The 22,701-nt window shown below is 72.2% G+C and carries 20 protein-coding genes; 7 read left to right on the top strand and 13 right to left on the bottom strand.

Annotated elements, in window-relative coordinates; genetic code table 11:
* The first annotated feature begins 295 nt into the window (after positions 1 to 295).
* Positions 296 to 544, top strand: coding sequence for a hypothetical protein (locus BL254_RS04185; protein ID WP_076842570.1), 249 nt, complete (start codon positions 296 to 298; stop codon positions 542 to 544).
* 385 nt (positions 545 to 929) lie between these two features.
* Here the strand turns inward: BL254_RS04185 and metF are convergent, their stop codons facing one another.
* Together metF and BL254_RS04175 are read right to left on the bottom strand one after the other, a co-directional pair.
* Entirely contained in the window at positions 930 to 1,850 is a 921-nt protein-coding gene (gene metF / locus BL254_RS04180) for a methylenetetrahydrofolate reductase [NAD(P)H] (protein WP_076842569.1), read from the bottom strand.
* Positions 1,851 to 2,098: 248 nt separating this feature from the next.
* Positions 2,099 to 2,791 (bottom strand): hypothetical protein, encoded by a 693-nt coding sequence (locus BL254_RS04175; RefSeq protein WP_047224111.1) that lies wholly within the window; start codon positions 2,789 to 2,791, stop codon positions 2,099 to 2,101.
* A gap of 377 nt (positions 2,792 to 3,168) precedes the next feature.
* Here BL254_RS04175 and BL254_RS04170 point away from each other — a divergent pair, with 377 nt between their 5' ends.
* The 4 genes from BL254_RS04170 to BL254_RS04155 all read left to right on the top strand — a co-directional run bounded on the left by BL254_RS04170 (position 3,169) and on the right by BL254_RS04155 (position 6,954).
* A complete protein-coding gene (locus tag BL254_RS04170) occupies positions 3,169 to 4,335 on the top strand; it encodes a MoxR family ATPase (protein ID WP_083730826.1) in 1,167 nt (388 codons plus the stop codon).
* The gene (locus BL254_RS04165) at positions 4,332 to 5,594 is read left to right on the top strand and encodes a DUF58 domain-containing protein (RefSeq protein WP_076842568.1); all 1,263 of its coding nucleotides are present in this window, start codon (positions 4,332 to 4,334) and stop codon (positions 5,592 to 5,594) included. The genes BL254_RS04170 and BL254_RS04165 overlap by 4 nt, the downstream gene beginning before the upstream one ends.
* Positions 5,591 to 6,550, top strand: a complete 960-nt coding sequence (locus BL254_RS04160; protein WP_047224110.1) for a VWA domain-containing protein — start codon at positions 5,591 to 5,593, stop codon at positions 6,548 to 6,550. The genes BL254_RS04165 and BL254_RS04160 overlap by 4 nt, the downstream gene beginning before the upstream one ends.
* A gap of 200 nt (positions 6,551 to 6,750) precedes the next feature.
* Positions 6,751 to 6,954, top strand: coding sequence for a cold-shock protein (locus BL254_RS04155; RefSeq protein ID WP_013874339.1), 204 nt, complete (start codon positions 6,751 to 6,753; stop codon positions 6,952 to 6,954).
* Between the two features lie 201 nt (positions 6,955 to 7,155).
* Here BL254_RS04155 and BL254_RS04150 read toward each other — a convergent pair whose 3' ends face one another.
* The 7 genes from BL254_RS04150 to BL254_RS04120 all read right to left on the bottom strand — a co-directional run bounded on the left by BL254_RS04150 (position 7,156) and on the right by BL254_RS04120 (position 13,837).
* Positions 7,156 to 8,304: a sulfate/molybdate ABC transporter ATP-binding protein gene (locus tag BL254_RS04150; protein WP_083730825.1), complete on the bottom strand. Its 1,149-nt coding sequence runs from the start codon at positions 8,302 to 8,304 to the stop codon at positions 7,156 to 7,158.
* Entirely contained in the window at positions 8,301 to 9,209 is a 909-nt protein-coding gene (locus tag BL254_RS04145) for an ABC transporter permease (RefSeq protein ID WP_076842640.1), read from the bottom strand. The genes BL254_RS04150 and BL254_RS04145 overlap by 4 nt, the downstream gene beginning before the upstream one ends.
* Before the next feature lie 360 nt (positions 9,210 to 9,569).
* Positions 9,570 to 9,989 (bottom strand): molybdopterin-binding protein, encoded by a 420-nt coding sequence (locus BL254_RS04140; RefSeq protein ID WP_043603760.1) that lies wholly within the window; start codon positions 9,987 to 9,989, stop codon positions 9,570 to 9,572.
* A gap of 274 nt (positions 9,990 to 10,263) precedes the next feature.
* The gene (gene thiE / locus BL254_RS04135; protein WP_076842567.1) at positions 10,264 to 11,019 is read right to left on the bottom strand and encodes a thiamine phosphate synthase; all 756 of its coding nucleotides are present in this window, start codon (positions 11,017 to 11,019) and stop codon (positions 10,264 to 10,266) included.
* Positions 11,020 to 11,148: 129 nt separating this feature from the next.
* The gene (locus tag BL254_RS04130) at positions 11,149 to 11,508 is read right to left on the bottom strand and encodes an Rv2175c family DNA-binding protein (RefSeq protein ID WP_047224129.1); all 360 of its coding nucleotides are present in this window, start codon (positions 11,506 to 11,508) and stop codon (positions 11,149 to 11,151) included.
* Positions 11,509 to 11,537: 29 nt separating this feature from the next.
* Positions 11,538 to 13,133 (bottom strand): Gfo/Idh/MocA family protein, encoded by a 1,596-nt coding sequence (locus tag BL254_RS04125; protein ID WP_076842566.1) that lies wholly within the window; start codon positions 13,131 to 13,133, stop codon positions 11,538 to 11,540.
* A gap of 116 nt (positions 13,134 to 13,249) precedes the next feature.
* Positions 13,250 to 13,837 (bottom strand): DCC1-like thiol-disulfide oxidoreductase family protein, encoded by a 588-nt coding sequence (locus tag BL254_RS04120; protein ID WP_076842565.1) that lies wholly within the window; start codon positions 13,835 to 13,837, stop codon positions 13,250 to 13,252.
* 438 nt (positions 13,838 to 14,275) lie between these two features.
* Between BL254_RS04120 and pknB the strand changes: the two genes are divergently transcribed.
* Both pknB and BL254_RS04110 read left to right on the top strand, forming a co-directional pair.
* Positions 14,276 to 16,213 carry a Stk1 family PASTA domain-containing Ser/Thr kinase gene (pknB, locus tag BL254_RS04115; protein WP_076842639.1) on the top strand — a complete coding sequence of 646 codons (1,938 nt, stop codon included), beginning with the start codon at positions 14,276 to 14,278 and terminating at the stop codon, positions 16,211 to 16,213.
* A gap of 203 nt (positions 16,214 to 16,416) precedes the next feature.
* The gene (locus BL254_RS04110; RefSeq protein ID WP_047224108.1) at positions 16,417 to 17,616 is read left to right on the top strand and encodes a DUF5667 domain-containing protein; all 1,200 of its coding nucleotides are present in this window, start codon (positions 16,417 to 16,419) and stop codon (positions 17,614 to 17,616) included.
* 160 nt (positions 17,617 to 17,776) lie between these two features.
* Here the strand turns inward: BL254_RS04110 and BL254_RS04105 are convergent, their stop codons facing one another.
* The 4 genes from BL254_RS04105 to BL254_RS04090 all read right to left on the bottom strand — a co-directional run bounded on the left by BL254_RS04105 (position 17,777) and on the right by BL254_RS04090 (position 22,669).
* On the bottom strand, positions 17,777 to 19,129 hold the full coding sequence (locus tag BL254_RS04105) for a class II 3-deoxy-7-phosphoheptulonate synthase (protein ID WP_235433680.1): 1,353 nt from the start codon (positions 19,127 to 19,129) through the stop codon (positions 17,777 to 17,779).
* A 208-nt stretch (positions 19,130 to 19,337) separates the two neighbouring features.
* The gene (locus tag BL254_RS04100; protein WP_047224106.1) at positions 19,338 to 20,363 is read right to left on the bottom strand and encodes a 6-phosphofructokinase; all 1,026 of its coding nucleotides are present in this window, start codon (positions 20,361 to 20,363) and stop codon (positions 19,338 to 19,340) included.
* A 228-nt stretch (positions 20,364 to 20,591) separates the two neighbouring features.
* Positions 20,592 to 21,158, bottom strand: coding sequence for a polyadenylate-specific 3'-exoribonuclease AS (locus BL254_RS04095; RefSeq protein ID WP_047224105.1), 567 nt, complete (start codon positions 21,156 to 21,158; stop codon positions 20,592 to 20,594).
* Positions 21,155 to 22,669: a hypothetical protein gene (locus BL254_RS04090; protein WP_139342168.1), complete on the bottom strand. Its 1,515-nt coding sequence runs from the start codon at positions 22,667 to 22,669 to the stop codon at positions 21,155 to 21,157. The genes BL254_RS04095 and BL254_RS04090 overlap by 4 nt, the downstream gene beginning before the upstream one ends.
* Between the last annotated feature and the right edge of the window lie 32 nt (positions 22,670 to 22,701).

The raw sequence follows: 22,701 nt of genomic DNA, 5'->3' as shown, positions 1-22,701 counted from the left end.
GCACGGACGCTGTGACGTGAATACCGGCGCAGGACGCGGGGCAGTGGCGGGGCATCGCCTCGGCGATGATCATCGTCATCTTCGCCGGCGCCGGGGGCCCCGTACGGGCGTTTCGTGGGAATATGACTGCCATGTAGGTCCGACCACGTCTTGCGACAGCTTGCCCGGTCGGCACCGGGGCGGTCATCGGAGCATCATGCCTGCTGCGTATCGTTCCGTCGTCTGATGACGACCGAGACTACCGACAACCGTCAGCCCTTCGAGGGCCGCCAGGGGGCGGCCGCAGGAGACACCGGTGACCAAGCATGCACCACTGGTCGTGGAGACACTCGACGACCTCGACCCGACAGCGGTCTTCAACACTGAACGCGACCAGGTGGTGGTCGCGGTACGTATCACCCCCRTGTTCGGCACGCTGGACCTCAATCTGGTGGCGGCCGTGGTGGACGCGGCGAACCTGGYCGGCTTCGCGCTCGTGCGCGAGCAGCCCTTCCGGGACGAATGGCTGTTGTGCGTCTTCGACGCCTACGAGGACAACGACTGAAGATCACAGCAACGATGGGACGGCTGGAAGAACCCCGTGGGGGAAGCGCGATCCCCGCGGCCGGTGGCCCAGGGATCACCATGGCTGGCAGGCCGGTACGCCCGACGCGTCCGGACAGCCGACAGGTGGGGATGCCAGGCAAGCGGATGGGATCAGGCGAGACGGGGACGGGGACGACAGGTGGGGGTGGGGTGCGGATGGGGATGGGAGATCCGTAAGCGGCTGACGGGCCACGGCGTCCGACGCGGCTCCCCGGCCGGCGGCGCCCGCATCATCCGCACGGCCAGGCGAGCGTGAACGCCGAGGCCAGCGGTGCCGGCAGGAACAGGTGGAACAGCCTGGCGCGGTCCGGGCCCGGGCCCGACGAGTCATCGCCGTGGCGAAGTCATCGCCGTAGCGAGTGGAACACCTCCCGCGTCGCGGTGGAACGGTTCAACGTGATGAAGTGGATACCGGGTGCGCCACCGGCGAGCAGCTTCTCGCACAGGTCGGCGGCGACCTCCACCCCGACCGCCCGTACCGCCGCCGGATCGTCGGCCACCGCGTGCAGCCGCCTGGCCAGGCCCGGGGGGAACGCGGCCCCGGACAGCTTCGCCATCCGCTCGATCTGCGCGACGTTGGTCACCGGCATCACACCGGGGATGATCGGCGCCTCGCAGCCGAGCCGGCGGACCCGGTCGACCAGCCGGAAATAGGCGTCCGCCTCGAAGAAGAACTGGGTGATGGCATAGTCCKCGCCGGCGGTGAGCTTGCGTACCAGGTAGCGCGCGTCAGTGTCGAAGTCGGACGAGCGGGGGTGGCGATCCGGAAAGGCCGCGACCCCGACGCAGAAGTCACCGAGTGACTGGACGAGGCGTACCAGCTCCTCGGCATGGTGCAGCCCCTGGGGATGGGCGACCCACTCCCCCTGCGGGTCGCCGGGCGGATCGCCGCGTAGCGCCAGGACGTTACGGACCCCGGCTCCGGCATAGCTGCCGATCACCTGCCGCAGCTCGGCGACGGAGTGGTTGACGGCGGTGAGGTGACCGATCGGTGTGAGGGTCGTCTCCGTCGCGATGCGTTCGGTGATCCGCACCGTGCCGGCCCGGGTCGACCCGCCCGCGCCGTAGGTGACCGACACGAAGGACGGTCGCAGCGGCTCCAGCTCCCTGATCGCCGTCCACAGGTGGCGTTCCCCCTCAGGGGTCCTGGGCGGGAAGAACTCGAACGAGAACGACGGCCGGCCCGAGTCGAGGCAGTCCCGCACGGTCAACCCCCGGGTCGCCGCCAACCCCCGGGTCGCCACGACACTCCTGACCGCTGTCATGCCCTTGAGGGTAAGCCCTGTCACGCGCCGGACCCGGCACAACCGGACGCGTCCTGTCCGCGACAGGCATCCGGACGAGCCACCCGGACGAACCGACCGGCCGAGCAGACCGGACGAACCGACCGGACGAGCAGACCGGACGAACCGACCGGACGAGGCAACCGGACGAGCCACCCGGACGAGGCGGCCAGCCACGGCACGCCGCCCCTGTAGGCCGCGTCCCGTAGGTCACCCGGCCGCGGCACGGGCTACAGCCGCACCGGGCCCTGGGGCGTCGGGGCGCACACCCGCACCCTGCCGGAGCGGCTGCGGACCGACACCGTCCGCTCCGCCCGCGGATCGACTGGAACACTCAGGGTGACCGCGTCCGCGTCAGGATCCGCGGACTCGACGTCGACCGCGTACGGGCCACCCGGCAGGACGGCCGTGACCGCCCCGCTGTCGCTGTACGCCGCCACCTTCCCGGGGGGACGGGCGAAGTGCAGGACGACGTCACCGGTGCGGCTGCGCGCGGCGACACCGGCCCCGCCCAGCTCCCGCCCGGCGATGGTGCCCGTGTCGGTGATGAGCACGAGGTCGCCGTCCGAGCCCCACAGGGTCACCTCCCCGCGGCGGACCTCGGCCCGGACCCGGGTCGCCCGCGGCAGCGTCAGTCGGACCCGGGCCTCGCTGGTGCGCCCGTCGACGCGCAGCAGTTCTCCGACCTGTTCCAGAGCCGGGCGTGACCGGCCGGCGCGCCGGCGGACGGTCATCGCCACCCGGGCGTCCGCCCGGTCGGCCTCGGCGATCTCGACCCGCCCGGCGGCCAGTCGGATCTCGACGGCGCCCACCCCGTCCACCGTCTGGCTGATCTGCCGCGGCGGCCGTCGCGGCAGCACGAGCCCGTAGCCGGCCGCGCCCAGCAGGACGGCGGCGGCCACCGCGACGAGGACGTCCGTCATCAGCCCTCCCCGCCACCGGCCGCGCCGAGAGGACGGCTCCCGCCGAGGGGACAGGTTCCATCGAGGGGACGGGTCCTGCCAACAGAGCAGGCCTCGCCAACAGAGCGGGTTCCGTCGATGGAGCGGGTCGGCACGCAGGGAACGGTACCGGTCGAGCCCGGCATCCGGGCGGTCAGCATGACCATCCGAATCGGATCCCCTGGTTCCGGCTGGTCCCGAGCCCGCGGACGGGCACCGGACGAGCCGACGGCCGGCGCAGGGCGGAAGCCCCGGATCCACCCTGATTCGTCTTAATTCGCCTTAATTCATTGTTCAAACAGGCTGACGAGTTCGGCTTGAGGTCTCGATTCCGGCCGCTGGCTGCGAGACTACAGCTCATGGACGAACGGCTCACACGCTCGGGTGCGCGCGCCCCGGACGGATCCGTGGCACGCGCACCCGAGTACGACCAGGAGGGGAAGTCCGCGGCGGGCGGCGAAGCGTCTCTCGCCAGTCCGGACACGGCCACCGACGCCGACCATCTCGAACGCGCCCTCTTCGAGGTCAAGAAGGTGATCGTCGGCCAGGACCACATGGTCGAGCGGATGCTGGTGGCGCTGCTCGCCCGTGGGCACTGCCTGCTGGAGGGGGTGCCGGGGGTGGCCAAGACCCTCGCCGTCCAGACCCTCGCCACGGTGGTCGGCGGGACGTTCACCCGCATCCAGTTCACCAGCGACCTGGTCGTCTCCGACATCATCGGCACCCGGGTCTACCGGCAGACCCGGGAGACCTTCGATGTGGAGCTGGGGCCCATCTTCGCGAACTTCGTCCTCGCCGACGAGATCAACCGGGCGCCTGCCAAGGTGCAGTCGGCGCTGCTGGAGGTGATGGCCGAGCGGCAGGTCTCCCTCGGCGGTGTCACCCACCAGCTGCCGGCGCCGTTCCTGGTGCTGGCGACGCAGAACCCGATCGAGTCCGAGGGGGTGTACCCGCTCCCGGAGGCGCAGCGTGACCGGTTCCTGATGAAGGTGGACGTGCCGTATCCCAGCGGCCACGAGGAGCTGGAGATCGTCCGGCGGATGGGCACCCAGCCGCCCCGGGCCGAGCGCGTCCTGGACCCACCCACGCTGATCAAGCTGCAGGAGCGTGCCACCGACGTGTTCGTGCACCACGCGATCGCCGACTACGCGGTCCGCATGGTGCTGGCGACCCGGGCGCCGGCGGAGTTCGGAATGCCCGAGCTCGCCGGCCATCTCGCCTACGGCGCGTCACCGCGTGCGTCGCTCGGCCTGGTCGCGGCGGCCCGGGCGCTGGCGATGCTGCGCGGCCGGGACTACGTCGTGCCGGACGACGTCGCCGCGGTCGCGCCGGACGTGCTGCCGCACCGGCTGGTGCTGTCCTACGAGGCGCTGGCGGAGGGGCTGTCCGCTCGGACCATCGCCGAACGGATCCTGCACGGCACCCGGCCCCCACGGGTCACGCCCCGCCAGCAGGACTATCCCGGGCACTGGACCACCAACCCGCGCGGATTCCCCGAGTACCTCGGCCAGGAAACGTCGGCGTGAGCGTGAACCAGCCAACGGAACGACCCACCGCCGGGCCACGCCGCGGCGGCGGAGCGGGCACGCCGGCGACAACCGGTGGAACGGGCAGAACGGTGACACCCGGCGGACCAGGCGCGGGCACGGCCGGCGGGGCGGGCGGCCGTGCGGGCGGGCGGCCCGACAGCCCCGCCGCACAGCCCGTACAGCCCGTACAGCCCACGCCGGGCGTGCCCGGGGCGGCCGCGGCGGATCCGGCGATCGAACGGACCCTGCGGCGTCTCGAGCTGACCGTCACCCGCCGGCTGGACGGCCTGCTGCTCGGCGACCACCTGGGCCTGGTGCCCGGGTCGGGGACGGAGAAGGCCGAAAGCCGCGCCTACCACGTCGGGGACGACGTGCGGCGGATGGACTGGGCGGTCACGGCCCGCACCACCGTCCCGCACGTGTACGACCTCGTCGCCGACCGTGAGCTGGAGACCTGGGCGCTCGTCGACCTGACGGCGAGCCTTGAGTTCGGCACCGCGAAGCTGGAGAAACGCGACCTCGCGATCGCCGCCGTGGCCGCCGTGGGCTACCTGACGGCACGCAGCGGCAACCGGCTGGGCGCGGTGGTGCTGACAACCGGCCACCCGCCGCGGCTCGTCCCCGCCCGCACCGGCCGGGATGGCCTGCGGGCGCTGCTGCGCGCACTGCTGGCGGCGCCACGAACCGCGCTGGACCGGCCGGCCCGCCGCTCCCCCGCCACCCCGGCCCCGGGGACGGGCGCCGGTCCGGAGACAGGCGCGGGAGCCGGGACGGTCCCGGGCACCGGGACGTCCACGACCGATCTCGCCGCCGCCCTGAACGGGCTGCGCAACCCGCCCCGGCGCCGCGGGATGGTCGTCGTGATCTCGGATTTCCTCTCGGTCGACCTGTCCTGGGAACGGTCGCTGCGCGCGCTCGCCGGCCGGCACCAGGTACTCGCCATCGAGATCGTCGACCCGCGCGAGCTCGAGCTCCCCAACGTCGGGCTGCTCGACGTGGTCGACCCGGAGACCGGCGCGACCCTGACGGTGCCCACCTCCTCCCGCCGGCTGCGCGACTCCTACGCCCGGGCCGCCGCGGCACACCGCCGGGAGGTGGACGCGGCACTGCGCCGGGCGGGCGCCGGCCATCTCGTCCTGCGGACCGACTCCGACTGGCTCACCGACATCGTCCGGTTCGTCCTGGCCACCCGCCGCGGCCGTGGCGCGGCCAGGCGCCCACCGGTCGCGGCCCGTCCCACCGGAGCCGGCCGATGACCTTTCTCGCCGGCCACTGGCTGTGGCTGCTGCTGGCGGTCGGCGCCATCGCCGCCGCCTACATCGTGATGTCGCTGCGCCGGAAGGCCTACGCGGCGCGCTTCACCTCGGTCGGGTTACTGGCGTCGGTGCTGCCACGGCGGCCGCAGTGGTGGCGCCGGCACCTGCCCGCGGCCCTGCTGCTGCTCACGCTGGCCGCCATGGTGTTCTCCCTGGCCCGGCCGGCCCAGGCCCGGCGGGTCCCCCGCGAACGCGCGACGATCATTCTGGCGATCGACGTGTCGAACTCGATGGCGGCCACCGACGTCGCGCCCAACCGTCTCGCGGCGGCCAAGGACGGCGCCGACGCGTTCATCGACCAGCTCCCACCGCGGATCAACCTGGGGCTGGTGTCGTTCTCCGGGTCGGCGGCGCTCCTCGTCCCGCCGACCACCGACCGGCAGTCCGTGCGGTCCGGCATCCACGGGCTGCAGCTCGGCCCGTCCACCGCGATCGGCGAGGGCATCTTCGCCGGCCTGCAGGCCATCGCCACCGCCGGGGAACAGCTCGCCGCGGACGGCGGGACACCGCCGCCGGCCGCCATCGTGCTGCTCTCCGACGGGGAGACCCAGCGGGGACGCCCGAACGCCCAGGCAGCCCAGGCCGCCAGGGACGCCGGGGTGCCGGTCGACACGATCGCCTACGGCACCGCGGACGGCAGCCTCGACGTGGGTGGCCAGGAGATTCCCGTCCCGGTCAACGAGGACGCGCTGCGCGAGATCGCGCGGGCGACCGACGGCTCCTACCACCGGGCCACCTCCGGGGACGAGCTGCGCTCGGTGTACGAGAACCTCGGCAGTTCCATCGGCTACCGCAACGAGTTCCACGAGGTCACCACCTGGTTCGTCGGCCTGTCCCTGCTGCTGGGGCTGACGGCCGCGGCCGGGTCGGTGGCCTTCTCCTCCCGGCTGCCCTGAGCAGCGGTGATCGGCGTATCCGCGATCGGCCGGGCAACCGCTGAAAACCGCTGTCTGCCGCCTCACCGGCCAGGTCCGCGTCACCCGATGTGGGCGGGTGGCGGTGGGCGCCTGTCGGCCTGTGCGTCCGGCATGAGTAAGGTGTAGATGCGGCGTGCGCGCTCGCGTGTGTCGACTTGCGTGGCGATAAGGATCATAGAATGACTCAGGGCACTGTGAAGTGGTTCAACGCAGAGAAGGGTTTTGGGTTCATCAGCCCGGACGGTGGCAGTCCGGACGTTTTCGTGCATTTCTCCGCGATCGCGACGAACGGCTACAAAACCCTGGAAGAGAACCAGCGGGTCGAGTTCGACACGACCCAGGGCCAGAAGGGTCCGCAGGCGGAGAACGTCCGGCCGCTTTGATCATCGGCGGCCACGCGGCTCAGCGTGATCGCGGACAGCAGTAGGAAACATGCGTGAGGCGAGCCCCGCAACCGGCATGGTGCGGGGCTCGTCCCGTATCGGCCAACCGGCCCCGGTCTCGTAGTCGTCGCCAGGCCTCGTGTCGTTCCGGGCCTGGTCACTTCGTGTCGTTACACGGCCGCTCAAGGGCCGCGGGCCTCGTCAGAGGGCCTCGTCGGGGTAGGTCTCGATGTCCGTCGCCTTGAACGACGCCCAGACGCGCGATCCCGGCTCCAGCCGCAGTTCGGCCAGGGCCGCGGGGGTGACGTCGGCAAGCAGGGCGGGGTTCGTGTCCACCGCGACCCTGGCCCGGTCCCCCAGCAGTTCCAGCCCGGTGACCCGGCCGGCCAGCGTGTTGCGGGCGCTGCCGTGCGGCTCGACGACGCCGAGCATCACCGCGGACGGCCGCAGCGCGGCCAGCACCGGGCCGGTGATCGCGCTGTCCGCGACGGTGAGCGTGCCGCCGCCGGGCAGCCGTACGACACCCGCCTCGGCCTCCCCCCGGTACAGGTTCAGCCCGACGAGCCGGGCGACATAGTCGGTGCGGGGCCGGCGGGCCACCTCGGCCGGCGGGCCCTGCTGCACCACCCGTCCGGCCTCGATGATGACGACATGGTCGGCCAGCACCATGGCCTCGATCGGGTCGTGGGTCACCAGCACGGACGGGCCACCGAACCCGCTGAGATGACGGCGCAGGTCCCCTCGGACAGCCAGCCGGGTGGCCGCGTCCAGCGCCGCCAGCGGCTCGTCCAGCAGCAGCAGCTTCGGGCCCGCGGCGAGCGCCCTGGCGAGCGCGACCCGTTGGGCCTGCCCGCCGGAGAGCGCCCCGGGCCGGCGGGCGGCGAACTCGGCCAGCCCGAACGTCTCCAGCCAGCGCAGCGCGGCGGCCCGGGCGGCGGCCCGCGGGACTCCCCGGCAGCGCAGCCCGAAGGCGACGTTGTCCCGCGCGGACAGATGCGGGAACAGCAGGTAGTCCTGAAAAACCATCCCGACCGTGCGGCGCTGCGCCGGGACGAAGATCCCCTCCGTCGGGTCGTCCAGGACGAGGCCGTCCAGGCTGATCCGGCCTGTGTCGACCGGCTGCAGCCCGGCCAGCGCCCGCAGCAGGGTGGTCTTGCCCGCGCCGTTGGGCCCGAGAACGGCGACGGTCGTCCCGCTCGCCGCGGTCAGCGTCACGTCCAGGGTGAAGCCGCTGGCCCGCCGCACTCGCAGGCGTGCCAGCAACGCGCCGTCGTCGGATCCACCGCCGTCAGGCGGGCCGACCCGTCCCGCCGGCCCGTCCCGCTCGCCGAGCCCGCTCACCGGGCTCACAGGGTCGTCCCCGGACGCAGCCAGCGGTCCCGGAGCAGGGCCAGGACGACCACGGCCACGACGAGCAGGACCAGGGACAGTGCGGTCGCGGCATCCGGGTCGGTCTCCAGGGCGAGGTAGACCGCCAGCGGCATCGTCTGGGTGGTACCCGGAAAGTTACCCGCGAAGGTGATCGTCGCTCCGAACTCGCCGAGGGCACGTGCCCAGCACAGCACCGCGCCCGCGCCGAGCGACGGAGCGATCATCGGGAGGGTGACCCGGCGGAACGTCACCCACCGGCTCGCGCCAAGGGTGGCGGAGGCGTCCTCGAAGCGTCGGTCCGCTGATCGTAACGCCCCTTCAACCGCGACGATCAGGAACGGCATCGCCACGAACGCCTCCGCCACGACCACCCCGGCGGTGGTGAACGGGAGGGTGATCCCGAACCAGGCGTCGAGGTAACGGCCGACGATGCCCCGACGTCCGAAGGCCAGCAGCAGCGCCACCCCACCGACCACGGGCGGCAGCACGAGCGGCACGGTGATCACCGCGCGCAGCAGCCCACGGCCGGGGAAGTCCGCCCTGGCCAGCAACCAGGCCAGCGGCACACCCACCGCCAACGACAGCACGGTCGCGATGCTCGCGGTCAGCAGGGACAGCCGCAGCGCCTCGCGCACCTCGGGCTCGRCCAGCAGCTCCGGCAGGTCGCGCCAGGGCACCCGCACAAGCAGCCCGGCCAGTGGGAGCAGGAGGAAGGCAAGCGCGATGCCGCCGGCGGCGGCCAGCGGAACCGGTACCCGCCCACCGATCCGTCTGCGGGCCCGCCCACGGGGCCGGCCGCCGGGCCGGGCCGGGCCGGGCGCCGGGCCGGCGGACGGAGCGGGGACGCGAGAGCAGGGCCGGCGGAGGCGACCGGCCGTGAAGATCCGGCTCACGCCGCGGCGGGGTACCCGGCCCCGGCGTGCGGCGCCCCACCGGTATCGAGCTCAGCTGCGCCGGGCACACGCGCGCTGGGCACAGATGAGCTGGACACAGATAAGCCGGGCGCGCCTGTATCGGGCTGTCTGACGGCGGCGGGTGCCCCGGCCGAGTTCTTCGATCGCGCTTTCATCCGTCCCCGCACATCCGCCCCCCGCAACCTGACACGTCCGGCAGGGTTCCGGAAACGCTGGAAGCCCCGGAAAGCCCCGGAGGACCGGAGCCTCGAAAGGAACGGAGGACCGGAAAACCCCGGAAGGACCGGACGGGCCGGAGGGAACCGGCCGGCCACCGGTTGTCATGTGGCGTCAGCGACGCTGCGCCGGCAGCTCCATCACCACGTTCGTCGACTTCACCGAGGCCACGGCCACCACGCCCGGCTCGAGGCCGAGCTCGTCGGCGGACTCGCGGCTCATCAGGGACACCACCCGGTGCGGACCGGCCTGGATCTCGACCTGGGCCATCACGCCGTCGCGTACCACCCGGGTCACGATGCCGGGAAAGCGGTTACGGGCCGACTCCCCCACCACCGCGGCGTCCGCGGCCGGCGGTCGGTCGCTCGAGGCCGCGAGCTCCTTGCTGAACTGGGCCAGCGCGGCACCTTCGACGGCCTGCCGGCCGCTGCTGTCCCGTACCAGTGGCAGCCGTCCGGCGTCGGCCCACCGTCGGACGGTGTCGTCGCTGACGCCCAACAGACCGGCCGCGTCTGAGATCCGCAAAGTCGCCATGCATGCACCATAACCAGCGTATCTACGGTTTGTCGCGTGCACCGGAACCGAATACACGGTTACTTCGCGCACCTTGCCACTGRCCGCCACTGGCACTGCCACTGACCGCCGCCGACCGCTGCAACTGGCCGTCACCGCTGACGCACGAACATGCTACGCGACCGGACATCCGGGCAGCTACGGTCGGCGGACGCGGACAGCAGAACGCAGCCGGCGGGACACAGTCCGCGGGAGACGGACGGCGGGAGACGGACGGCGCGGGCCGGCCATGGTGTCAGGCCTCGGCGCACCCGCCCGCGCCGTCCGGGTGGTGGCTCAGGGCCGCGCGCAGCCGGGTGGCCAGGGCCGTGACGGCCGGCCCCGGCTCGGCGGCCTGCGTGATGCCCCGGACGACCACGACCCGCCGGGCGCCGGTGTCGAGCACGTCGTCCAGCGTGGTGGCGTCCACCCCGCCGGTGACGAACCAGGGCTTGGCACCGGGGGTGAACGGGGGTGCGAGCCGGGCGGCCAGGCGCGGCAGCTCCAGCCCGACCGGCGGACGCCCCTGCTTCGTGGGCGTCGCCCACACCGGGCCGACGCAGAAGTAGTCCACGTCGGGATCCTCGATCGCCGCGGCGAGCTGGTCGGGATCATGGGTGGACAGGCCGATCAGCACGTCCGGGCCGAGCAGCTGGCGGGCCAGCCGGGGCGGGATGTCGTGCTGGCCGACGTGCAGCACGTCGACGCCGGTGAAGGCGGCGAGATCGGCGCGGTCGTTGGCTGCGACCAGCGCCCCCCGCCGGCGCGCGACCTGGCGCACCACGGCGAGCCCGTCGGCCTCGGGCTGCCACTCCAGGCCCTTCTCGCGCAGCTGGACGACGTCCACCCCGGCGGCGACCACCTCGTCGAGGAAGGCGGCCAGTTCCGGCCGCAGCCCGAGACACAGGTACAGCCTGGCGTCGGCCAGCCGGACCAGGCGGGCTTCCGCCTCCGCTGACCGCGTGTACGACGACGTATATGACGACCGGGGGGCATCGACGTCCTGTGTCATGCCCTCGACCCTACGGCGGCGCGGGCGGGACGAACGCGGCGTATGTCCGAAAACGGAGCCCTGGAGAACGGCGGGGACGGCAGCCGCCGGCGGACGAGGCCGCCGGTGGGCGCGGGCGGCTGGAAGGCGCTAGAAGGCGAGGGCCTGGGCCCGGCGTTTGACCTCCCGGCCGCGGTTCTCCGCCAGGGCACGCACAGGGGTGCCGGGCAGGGTCGGGTCCTCCCGGAAGAGCCAGTCCAACGACTCCTCGTCGGAGAAGCCGGCATCGGAGAGCACGGTCAGCAGGCCCGACAGGCCCTTGAGCACCGTGTCGTCCTGGATGAACTCGGCCGGAACCCGCAGTACRCCATCTGAGCGCACGGCGAGCAGTTTGCGATCCCGCACCATCTGACGCACGCGCGTGATGGGTACCCCGAGCCGGTCAGCGACGTCGGGYAGGGTCAGCCACTCCACGGTCAAAGTAAACACCGAGAAACGGCTATTGGTCATACCGGGGTGAGGGTCGTGCGGGGTGATGGTCATACCGGCGCGACAGGCCCCCCATCAGCGGCCACCGACTGACTGGCCGCCTCCATCACGGCGACCACCCGCCGGGCCACCTCCGCGGTGTACTGCATGGGCCAGCCGGAGACGAGCAGGTCGGCGAGCTGGTTGTGGAAAACCGAGGTGACCGGTGCCGGCGGCAGCGGCAGCCTGGTCCGGCTGCCGTCGGCGGCGACCAGGTTCAGGTGGACGGCGGGGGTGGCGAACATCCGCTCGGCGTGTCGCCCGGACCGCGGGCCGGGGATGACCGGCTCGGTGGGGACCTCGCTGACGATCGAGCCGGCCGTTCCGATCACGTGGAACCTGGGCAGTGCCGCGGTGGCGAGATCGGAGATCGTGATCTGGGCCTCGGTACCGCTGGCGAAGTGCAGCAGGATACGGGTGTGGTCGGCGTTGCTCACGTGGTGCCACACCCGCTTGTGCGCGGTCGCCGACACCCATTCGACGGGCCCGGCGAGCAGGTCGAGGATCCAGTCCAGGGGGGCGAAGCCCCGGTCGTAGACGGCCCCGCCGCTGACCCGGGCATCGTCGTGCCAGGTCCCGGGCGGGCGCGTGTAGGCGCCCTGGAACGTCTCCAGCCACAGCACGTCACCGATCGCACCCGCTCGGACCGAGCTCTGCAACGCACGGTAACCAAGATCGTCTCGCTGGTCGGGATGGACCGCCAGGATGAGCCCGCGCTCGGCGGCCAGGCCCGTCAGCTCGTCGACTTCCCGAGTGGTCAGGCAGAACGGGTGCTCGACCACGACGTGCTTGCCGGCCTCGAGCGCCCGCACCGCCCACTCCGTGTGGGTGTGCGTCGGAGTGGCGATGATCATCAGATCGATCTCGGAGTCGTTCACCAGGTCCGCCGGATTGGCGATCCGGCGGACGGCGCGGTCCCCGCCGCGTCCCGGCGGGCGCGACGCGCCATCACAGATCGCGGCCATCTCCAGGCCTTCGGTGACGTCGACGGCCATGTGGTGGAAGGCGGCGGACTCGGCCGTCCCGAGCAGCCCCACCCGTACCGGCGGCGCGTCCCGCAYGCCGAGGGCGTGACGCAGCCAGCGTCCGATCAGACGGTGGTAGGCGGGATCGGCCAGCGTCCGGTCACCCGAACCGAGCGTGAGCATGCCCAGGCCCGTTGACGGACGCCAGGTGCACACCGGATGCACGGTCAGCTCGTGACGCACCATCAGCAGCTGTTCCACGTCGTCGGCGAGCTTGTCGGGCACGACCCACTGGTCGACCGGCCGGAAGTCACCGAGCCGGGTGGTGAACTCCGCGCCGTCCGGGCCCGGCAACAGCCACAGTTCGTGGACCGGCGTCACCTGGCCCGGCACCAGCCCGGACGCCTCCACCAGCGGGCTGTCCGGCGGCAGCGACCGCAGGGTGGGGCCGGCGAGCAGCACCGGGACGGACTGGCGGGCACGGTCGAGCACGTCCTGCTCGCCGCTGTCCAACGGTCGGTCGATGAGGACGAGCAGCGCATCCGCGGACCGCGCGGAGGTGGGCCCGAGCCCCGCACCCCTGAGATGGTCACCGAGTGCGCTGGCGCCGGGAAGGTTCGAGACCAGGTGAATCCGGGGCACGCAGGCACTGTAGTGAATTAGCCCACCGGCAAAGCGACGGGGGTCCGCTCAGGAAACACGGACGGCAAAGAGGATCAACGCAGGAGGACCAGCGTGGGAGGATCTGTGTGGGAGGCTCAGCGCGGCGGCGTACCCGTCGGATCACAGCCACCGGCCGGCGCGCCCGTCCACAAACCCCGCACCCACAGCCACAATCCGTGCCAGGTCGGTACGGGTAACCGATGTCGGTTACGACATGTCCGGACGTAGACGGCGGCGGCGATCCGGCCGGGCAATCGGCGGCGGAGCAGATTTCCCAACAGCCGCCAGGGCTGCCCGGAGATGGCCAGCCACGTGGCCACCGCCTGCGCACCCGAGCACGCCGTACCGTCCACCGTGCCGTCTGGCTTGCCGTCCGCCTCGCAGCCCGTGCGGTTGCCCACGTCGCCGTTCAYGTCGCCGTTCGTGTCGACCCACCAGACGGCCTCCCGCGCCTGCCGCTCGGTCAGGCCGAGTCCGCGCAGATCTACCGCCTGCCAGGGCTGGACGTCCGGCACCGGGCTGAGATGGCGGGTGAGAAGGGCGACGGCGGCCTGACAGAAAGCGCAGTCACCGTCCCAGACGAATACCGGGCGCGGGCGCGCGCCCGTCTTCCCGGGCGAATACCGGATGTTCCCGGGCGAATACCGGATGCCGACACCCGTGGACGTCCGGTTTTGACTCACTGGCGGCCTCCCGACCCTCGCGCCAGCGGTCCTTACGACAGCCGGCCCTATCAGCATCCGGCTCTATCAGCATCCGGCCTTATCCGCATCCGGTCCTGTCGACAGCCGGATCTGTCGACAGGTCGGCCGTCCCGACATCTGTGCGCTGTCCCGGCATCACGCTCATCCCGGCCATTCCGGGATGCGGACCGCTGGCCGCGCGAAAAACCATGGTCGCCGCCTCCGGCGGCCCGGCTGCCGTGTCGGCCCGGCCGGCAGGGGCGGCACCGGCCCGCCGGTGTTCGGGCGGACGGCCCCGTCGCGGCGCCGGCCCACCCGTTCATACTGGGATGGGTTCGGATCGACTGGGATGGGGTATGACCCTGCGACGGGTTGGGCACAGGTATGGCCGTGGTGCCGGATTCCGGCGCCATCCACGGGCGCTCTAAGCTGTTGACCGTGGACGCGACCGTCGCAGACCCCGTCATCGGACGGTTGCTGGACGGGCGCTACACCGCGCAGGAACGCATCGCGGTCGGCGGTATGGCGACGGTCTACGTCGCCCACGACAACCGGCTCGACCGGCTGGTCGCCCTGAAGGTCATGCATCCCGCGTTCGCCCACGACGAGGACTACCTCCGCCGCTTCCAGCAGGAGGCCACCGCCGCCGCGCGGCTGAACACCCCGTGCGTCGTCTCCGTTCTCGACCAGGGCCGCGATCACGGTCCCAGCGGCCCGGTGATCTACCTGGTGATGGAGCTGGTGCGGGGCCAGACCCTGCGCCAGCTCATCGGCAGCCGCGGGCGGCTGACCCCCACCGAGGCCATCGAGATCATCGAGCCGGTCCTCGAGGCGCTCGCGGCGGCCCACAACGCGGGGATCATCCACCGCGACATCAAGCCGGAGAACATCCTGCTCGGCCATGACGGCCAGGTGAAGGTCGCCGACTTCGGGCTTKCCCGCCCGCTGAACCAGGCAACCCATGCCATGACACAGGGTGTCGTAATGGGGACCGTTGGCTACTTGGCGCCCGAGCAGGTCAGTGACGGCTCCGCCAGCCCCCGCAGCGACGTCTACGCCGCCGGGGTCGTCCTCTACGAGATGCTCACCGGGGTGCTGCCCCACACCGGCAGCACCCCGATGTCCGTGGCCTACCAGTCGGTGCACGGCGAGGTCCCCGCGCCGTCGGCGGCCGCGGAGGGCATCCCGGCCGAACTGGACGCACTGGTGCTGCACGCCACCGCGCGTGACCTGGACATGCGCCCGGCCGACGGCACCGCCATGCTCGACGAGCTGCACCGCGTCCTGCCCTACCTGCCGGCGCCGGCCGCGGGCGCTGTGCACACCGCGGCGCCCGGCGGCGGGGTGCACAGCGCCCGCGGTGCCGGCGCTCGCCGGCACAGCCGCCCACGGGCGACCGCCGGCTTCGCCCTGGGGAGCCGGCGGTCGCCCGAGTGGCGCTACCGGCTCCTGTCACGCCGGTTCCGCGGCAGAAGGCCGGTGCTGGCGGCCGTGATCGCGGCTGTCGTCCTGCTCTGCGGGATCGTCGTGGCCAGCAGGGCGCTGTCCGGGCCGGGCACGGCGCCGGTCCTCCCGCTGGTGGGCCTCGACCAGGCCGCGGCGGTACAGGCGCTGACCGACGCCGGGTTCACCGTGGCCTACGACGAGGCCGCCACCAGCGACACCATCCCCGCCGGAAAGGTCATGTCGCAGGAGCCGGCCAGCGCCGTCAGGGCGGCGCGCGGCAGCACCGTGCGGATACGTCTGAGCCTGGGCCGGGCGAAGGTCCGGGTGCCGGACGTCGCCACCCTGTCGGTGGCGGAGGCCCAGGYCCGGCTGACCCGCCAGCAGCTCAACCTCTCCACGACGCCACGCACGGAGGCCAACGACACGATCCCGGCCGGCAATGTGATCAGGACGGAGCCCGCCGTCAACACCGAGCTCGCTGCCGGCGCCCAGGTGACACTGATCGTCAGTTCCGGTCCGGCCATGGTGGTCGTCCCCAACGTGATCAATGTACCCATCGCCACGGCTCAGTCCCAGCTCGGCGCTCTCGGCCTGAAGGTGACACGGCTCGACGTCAACGACGAGACCGTCCAGAGCGGGAACGTCATCCGCACCTCCCCCGACCCGGGGCAGCCAGTCGCCCGCGGCTCGGTGGTGACAGTGCTGGTGTCCAAGGGGCCGGTGGACGACGAGGACCGCGGCGACCTGGTCGAGGTGCCCAACGTCATCAATCAGAAATATCAGAACGCGGCCCGCGAACTGCAACGCCGTGGACTGCGGCCCGAGCGCAACGGCTTCGTCTTCTTCGACGACATGGTGGTCAGAAGCACGGATCCGCCCCCTGGTACCAAGGTCAAAAAGGGCACCAAGGTGACCCTCACCGTCGGATAGTCCCGGTAATCGTCACATGGCTGTTCCAGGCGGGCATTTTTCCCGGCATACTTCGGCTGTCCGGACGAATCACCCTCGGCCGTGGGGGCGGGATGCGTGCCCGAACGGGGTGTCCCTGGTCATCATGGGGACCGACGGTGTATCCGGGTGGTAGCGAGCCCCCGGTCGGCACACCGTACTAGGGGGAAACAGGGGGGACTCCGGTGGGAGTACTGCTCACGGGGCGACGAGCCGAGCGTTTCGACCGGCTGGTCGACGGCGGATCGCCGGCCGCTCACCCGGATGACCGCGAGCGGCTGGCCGTGGTCGCGGCGCTGCGCGCCCACGAAACGGTGTCGCCGCGCCCCGAGTTCCGTACGGCGCTGCGCGCCCAGCTGCTCGCCGAGAGCCTGACCGCCGGAACCGGAACTCCGGAGACCGCCGCCGCGGCCTCACCGGCGCCGGGCGCCACGACCCCCGACACCCCGAAAACCCCGGCCTCGACGGCAGACGCGCCATCGGCGAGAGGCCCGGAGTATCTCGTGCGCACGCCCGCCCAGCGGGGCCTGTTCGCCTGGGCCACCGCGTCCCGGACGACCCTCGCCCGGCCCACCGCCGGCCCGCGCCCGATCCTGCTCGGCGCCCTTGCGGCGTCGGTGATGGTGACCGGCGTCGCCGTCGGGACCCATCGGGCGGTCCCCGGCGAGCCGCTGTACGGGCTCAAGCTGCGTGTCGAACACATCCAGCTCGACCTCACCGGCAGCCCGGTCGAAAAAGCCAAGATCCATCTCGGCATCGCCCGTACCAGGCTCAGCGAAATCAATTCGATCATGGACGACGGGCGGCTGCCGAAGAAGACCGTCGAGGTGCGCGACCTGCTGGCGGCCTGGCAGCAGGAGGCGTCCGCCGGCGGGAACGTCCTGGTCACCGAGGCCCGTAACGGCAGCGAGGACGCTTTGCGGACCGTCCAGGACTTCACCGACGACCAGTCGCGGGACCTGCACATCCTGCTGGACAATCTGCCGGACGGCCCCCTGCACACCATGACCGCCGAAGCCCTCGACTACGTGCACGGCGTCCACAACACCCTCGACACCGGCGAGCGCACACCGCCCGCGAAGGACGCCCCCGGCCGGGTGGACGCCTCACGCTCGCCACGACCGGCCCCGTTCTCCGTCTTAACCCCTCCCGTGGCCGCGAGCCCCTCCGCCCGCCCCGGCGGCAGCCCCACGCCGCCGCAGCCGACCCACTCCACGGACGGCGCCCACAGCCCGCAGGCACCGGCCACGCACGCCTCCGAGCAGCCGTCCGCCCCGACCGACGCGACGCCCACCAGCGTGCCCAAGGCGCCGGAGACACCGCTGCCGGCCGATACGGACGAGCCCGTCCAACCGGTCAGCACCGGCACCGGCGGACCGGTCTGAGCACCTGTCGGCCCGGGCATTCCCAGGCGTCCCCGACAGAAGATGATCATTCGGTCTGAACACATGATCATCAGAATCGCGATCATCGGTCGGGGATCGCCTGCCGCGGCCCGGGAGGAACGCCGGCCCGCGGCCACCGCGTGGGATCACCCCGTGGGGATCAGCGGCCCTGTGAACGGGCCACGTTGATCTGCTGCAGCATCTCCGCCACGAGGAAGGCGAGTTCCAGGGCCTGACCGGTGTTCAGCCGCGGGTCGCAGGCGGTCTCGTACCGGCCGGCCAGATCCGCCTCGCCGATGCGCTCCCCACCACCGAGGCACTCGGTGACGTTGTCCCCGGTCAGCTCGATGTGGATCCCCCCGGGATGGGTGCCAAGCTGCCGGTGGACCTCGAAGAAGCCGAGCACCTCGTCCAGGACGTCGTCGAAGTGCCGGGTCTTCACACCGTTGATGTCCCGGGTGTTGCCGTGCATCGGGTCGCACGACCACACCACCGGATGCCCGGCGGAGTTGACCTTCTCGACGATCGCGGGCAGGACGTCCCGGATGCGACCGGCTCCCATCCGGGTGATGAGCGTGAGCCGGCCGGGCACATGGTCGGGGTTGAGCCGGTCGGCGAGGGCCAGCACCTCGTCGGGCGAGGCCTTCGGGCCCACCTTGCAGCCGAGCGGATTGCCGATCCGGGACATCAGGTCCACGTGGGCGCCGTCGAGGTCACGGGTCCGTTCGCCGATCCACAGCAGGTGCGCCGAAAGATCGTAGATCGAGCCGGTGGCGTCCTCCTTGCGGGTGAGCGCCCGTTCGTAGTCCAGCAGCAGCGCCTCGTGGCTGGTGAACAGCTCGACGCCGTGCAGCGTCGGCGTGCGCTCGAGATCGATACCACAGGCGGCCATGAACGACAGGGCCCGCTCGATGTCGGTCGCCATCACCTCGTAACGACGCCCGGCCGCCGAATCCCGCACGAACGCCTTGTTCCATTCGTGCACCTTGGACAGATCGGAGAACCCGCCGGTCGCGAAGGCACGGATGAGGTTCAGCGCGACCGCGCTGGCGTGGTAGGCCTCCAGCATCCGGCCCGGATCGGGCCGGCGGGCCCGCGCCGTGGCGGCGATGTCGTTGACCGCGTCACCGCGGTAGGACGGCAGCCCGGTGCTGGCCTCGATGTCGGCTGAGCGGGGCTTGGCGTACTGGCCGGCGATCCGGGCGACCTTGACCACCGGCACGCTCGCGCCATAGGTGAGCACGATCGCCATCTGCAGCAGCGTCTTCACCTTGTCGCGAATCTTGTTGGCGGTGTTCGCGGCGAAGGTCTCCGCGCAGTCGCCGCCCTGCAGCAGAAATGCCTCACCCCGGGCGACCGCCGCGAGCCGTTCGGTCAGAATCCGCACCTCGGGGGCGACCACCAGCGGTGGCAGTGTCGCCAACCGGTCGCGGACGGCGGCTAGTTCCCCCTGGTCCGGCCAGTTCGGTTGTTGTTTGGCCGGCAGGGCCCGCCAGGCGTCGAGTTCCTCCACAGTGATACAGGGTACGGCCCGGCCATGGGCGCACGTCGCCCAATCCCCGGTGTCACACCGTCCGGTGTCATCCGCCCCGTGCCACCCAACGGCATCCGGCCGGATGCCGGCTTCCCGGCCACTTTCCGGCCGSCCGCCCAGACTCCGCGGCCAATTTCAGCCGGTTCAGCCTGTTCAGCCGGTTTCCCGGCCCTTCGCGGCGGACTTCTCAGCCGAAGAAGACCTCGGCTTCGGCGTAGAGCTCCTCCGGCACCAGTTTGAGCTCCCGGGTCGCCTCCTCCAGCGGCACCCGGTCGATCCGGGTACCGTGCAGCGCCACCATCGTGCCCCAGTCGCCGTCGTGCGCGGCGTCGATGGCGTGCAGGCCGAAGCGGGTCGCCAGCCACCGGTCGAACGCCGTCGGGGTACCACCCCGCTGGACGTGGCCGAGCACGGTCGCGCGGGACTCCCGCCCCGTCCGCCCGCGGATCTCGGTCTCCAGAACGGTGGCGATCCCCTGCAGCCGGACATGGCCGAAGGCGTCGAGCTCCCTGTCCTTGACGACCAGCGAACCGGCCACCGGGACAGCGCCCTCCGCCACCACGATGATCGGCGCGTAGTGGGAGGCGAAGCGGTGCTCGACGAAGGCGCAGACCTTGTCGATGTCGAACGGCCGCTCCGGCAGCAGGATCACGTTGGCCCCGCCGGCCAGCCCGCTGTGCAGCGCTATCCATCCCGCGTGGCGTCCCATCACCTCGACGATGAGGACGCGGTGGTGGCTCTCGGCGGTGGTGTGCAGCCGGTCGATGGCCTCCATCGCGATGTTGACAGCGGTGTCGAAGCCGAAGGTGTAGTCGGTGGCGGACAGGTCGTTGTCGATGGTCTTGGGCACGCCGACGACCGGGATGCCCTCGTCATGCAGGCGGGCGGCCACCCCCAGGGTGTCCTCCCCGCCGATCGCGATCAGCGCGTCGACCCCGTGCGCAGCCAGGGTCCGCCGGATACGCGCGACACCGCCGTCCTCCTTGTAGGGATTTGTACGGCTGGATCCGAGAATGGTGCCGCCGCGTGGGAGGATTCCTCGTACCGCCTCCACCCCGAGCGGGACGGTGGCATTCTCCAGCGGACCTCGCCAACCGTCCCGGAAGCCGACGAAAGAATATCCGTAGACATCCGTGCCTTTACGGACGACCGCCCGGATGACCGCATTCAGCCCGGGGCAGTCCCCACCACCTGTCAGTACTCCGATCCGCATTCCATGCACCTCCTGGCGGGCCGAAGAAGGCGCGATCTTCCTTTTCTCGCGCCCGGCTCCCCTGATCACCCGATGCTCTTCGACCGGTGACGAGCCGCTCCTGTCAGTCCGGAAGCGTAATCCCACGGAGAGGATCGAAGAAACACATCCGCCGCCCGTGGCGCGGGAAATTCCCCGGCCCGGCGGCCGTACTTCACGGAAGTTTCGCCGCGATCCTCGCCACGATCCTCAGCGCGTGGGGGCCGGGGACGGGCAGGTCCGCAGCGGCGCCAGAACCCGCCAGCGGTCGAGATTGTGCCGGGCGTCGGCGAGCGCGTCGTGGGCGTCGGGCGGCGGGGGCGGCAGCGGTGGCCGGCCGACCTCCTCCCAGAGCTGGCGCAGATCCCGGGTGAAACGAGGAAGGAACCGGGGCAGGTCGGTCATCGTGCCGAAGAGCTGGCAGAGCACCACATGGTCGTAGGCGGCGTACCAGGCCCACAGTTCCGGCGGCCCGGCCGCGCCGAGGAAGGCGACGACGTCGGAGCGGATGCGCGCCCGCGTCCGCCAGCTCGGATCGGACGGCGGCGGAAGCTTGTCCAGGACGTTGCGTCGCACCCACGGCACGGCGAAGGCCGGGTCGAACTCGGTGGACACGGCGTAGTACTCCCGGCTGCCGTCCTCGCTGACGATCCCGATACTCACCAGATCCAGCCAGAGGTGACCCCCCTCCGAGCGCTCGATGAACTCGGTGTCGTAGAGATAGCGGCTGGCCACCGGTCCAGTCTGCCCGCCGGCCGTCCGAAGGGACGCGCTCATTCGCCGCGGGGGGAGGCCGGGCCGTGGCTGTGGTCGCGACGCAGCCTCGACCACAGCCCGGCGAGGACGACCGTCATCCCGGTGGCGCCGGCCAGCGGCAGTGCCCACAGCAGCATGCCGTTGACGTTCTCGTCAGCGCTGCGCCCATCGGCCCGGCCGGTGGCGGCCGGGCCGATGCCACCGCCGGTAGCCCCGGCCGGGGCCGTGGCGGCACCCGGGGCTGTGGTCGTCGCGCCGGCAGCCGGGCACGGATCACCAGGCGGCGGGGCGACCGGCGGGGCGCCGCCAGCGGACGCGGGCTCCACCCGGACGTCCACCCGGGCCGCCGCGGCGTCGGTGACCAGGCAGACCACACCCGCGCCGGGGGCCGAGACGACCGTGGCCCCCGACACCCGCACCAGGTAGCCGTCAGGGTAGGCCTCGGCCGGCACCCGGATCTCGGTCATCGCCCCGGGCCGGAAGACGTTCCCTGCCGGCGACACCGGCAGGTAGGACAGCGCGAGCAGCCGCCCGGACGGGTTGTAGGCCAGGCTCACCGGAACACCCGCGACCGCGGCCGGATAGGGCCTGGCCAGTGCGGCGAGGAGCGGGCCGGTGGGCGGCCGGTCGAAGAACCAGCCGATCTGGGTGCTCTCGGCGGCCGACAGCAGCCGCTGCACGGTCGCCGGATCCCCACCCGCCCAGCCGACCAGCAGCGCGGCCTCGTCGTTGGTCGCCGTGCTCGCGGTCGGGTCGAACAGGGCCGGGCCGCTGCGCCAGAGCAGATGATGGGCGTCCTCGAGCCGCACGGCGCCGGAGAGCAGCGGGGAGTTCGCCGACGCCTGGGCCGCCAGCTCGAAGCCGACCAGGCCGGCGACGTCACGGAAACGGCTCGACAGCCGCCGCAGGCCCGCGGCGAACGCCTCGTCCCCGGCTCGGGCCGCAGTGGCGGTCGGCACAATTTGGATCATTACGCGCAGGCCCTGCCCGGTGACGGTCGCGACGGACGCGGCAAGCCGGTCGAGCCCGTCACCGACAGTTGGACCAGCGCCAGCGGGCGGCCGGGCCTGGCCGGCGGCAGCAGCGGCACCAGCGGCACCAGCGGCCTGGCCGCTGAACGTTCCGTCGGCCTCCATCCGCACGCCGAGGCGTGCCGCGGTGAAGCCGGCGGCGGCCCACCGCGCGACGGTGGCCTGGTCGAGGACGGTGTCGGGGGGCACCGACACGCCGCGTACGAACAGCGTCCGGCCGTCGAGGTCGACGGCGAAGCGCCCCACGCGCAGAACCGTGCCGGCGGGCGGTTCCGGCGCCACCGACCGTACGGGCGCCGGGCTCGCGACACTCGGATCCGGTGCCGGCTGGGCCCAGGCCACGGGTACGGCACCGGCTACCACCTGGATGGCGACCGTGGCGACAGCGGTCGTCAGGGCGAGCCGCCGCGGGGCAGAGCGCGTTCCCGCCGGCCGGGCTGCCCGCGGCCGGCGCCGACGTGACGGATGGTCGAGCGCCGTGAGATCCGCCGATGCGTGCACATCGACCATCCTGCCGTGCCAGAACGACCAGC

This window comes from Protofrankia sp. BMG5.30 (assembly GCF_001983005.1).
Taxonomy (GTDB): domain Bacteria; phylum Actinomycetota; class Actinomycetes; order Frankiales; family Frankiaceae; genus Protofrankia; species Protofrankia coriariae.
Note: the sequence above shows the minus strand (reverse complement) of the source record. Positions and strands in the feature narration are given on the sequence as shown.

Excerpts from the sequence above, each read along its gene's own strand:
- thiE (WP_076842567.1), bottom strand. The coding sequence starts at position 11,019 with ATGACACAGGACGTCGATGCCCCCCGGTCGTCATATACGTCGTCGTAC.
- BL254_RS04095 (WP_047224105.1), bottom strand. The coding sequence starts at position 21,158 with ATGAGCGCGTCCCTTCGGACGGCCGGCGGGCAGACTGGACCGGTGGCC.
- BL254_RS04160 (WP_047224110.1), top strand. The coding sequence starts at position 5,591 with ATGACCTTTCTCGCCGGCCACTGGCTGTGGCTGCTGCTGGCGGTCGGC.
- BL254_RS04170 (WP_083730826.1), top strand. The coding sequence starts at position 3,169 with ATGGACGAACGGCTCACACGCTCGGGTGCGCGCGCCCCGGACGGATCC.
- BL254_RS04175 (WP_047224111.1), bottom strand. The coding sequence starts at position 2,791 with ATGACGGACGTCCTCGTCGCGGTGGCCGCCGCCGTCCTGCTGGGCGCG.
- BL254_RS04140 (WP_043603760.1), bottom strand. The coding sequence starts at position 9,989 with ATGGCGACTTTGCGGATCTCAGACGCGGCCGGTCTGTTGGGCGTCAGC.
- BL254_RS04100 (WP_047224106.1), bottom strand. The coding sequence starts at position 20,363 with ATGCGGATCGGAGTACTGACAGGTGGTGGGGACTGCCCCGGGCTGAAT.
- BL254_RS04155 (WP_013874339.1), top strand. The coding sequence starts at position 6,751 with ATGACTCAGGGCACTGTGAAGTGGTTCAACGCAGAGAAGGGTTTTGGG.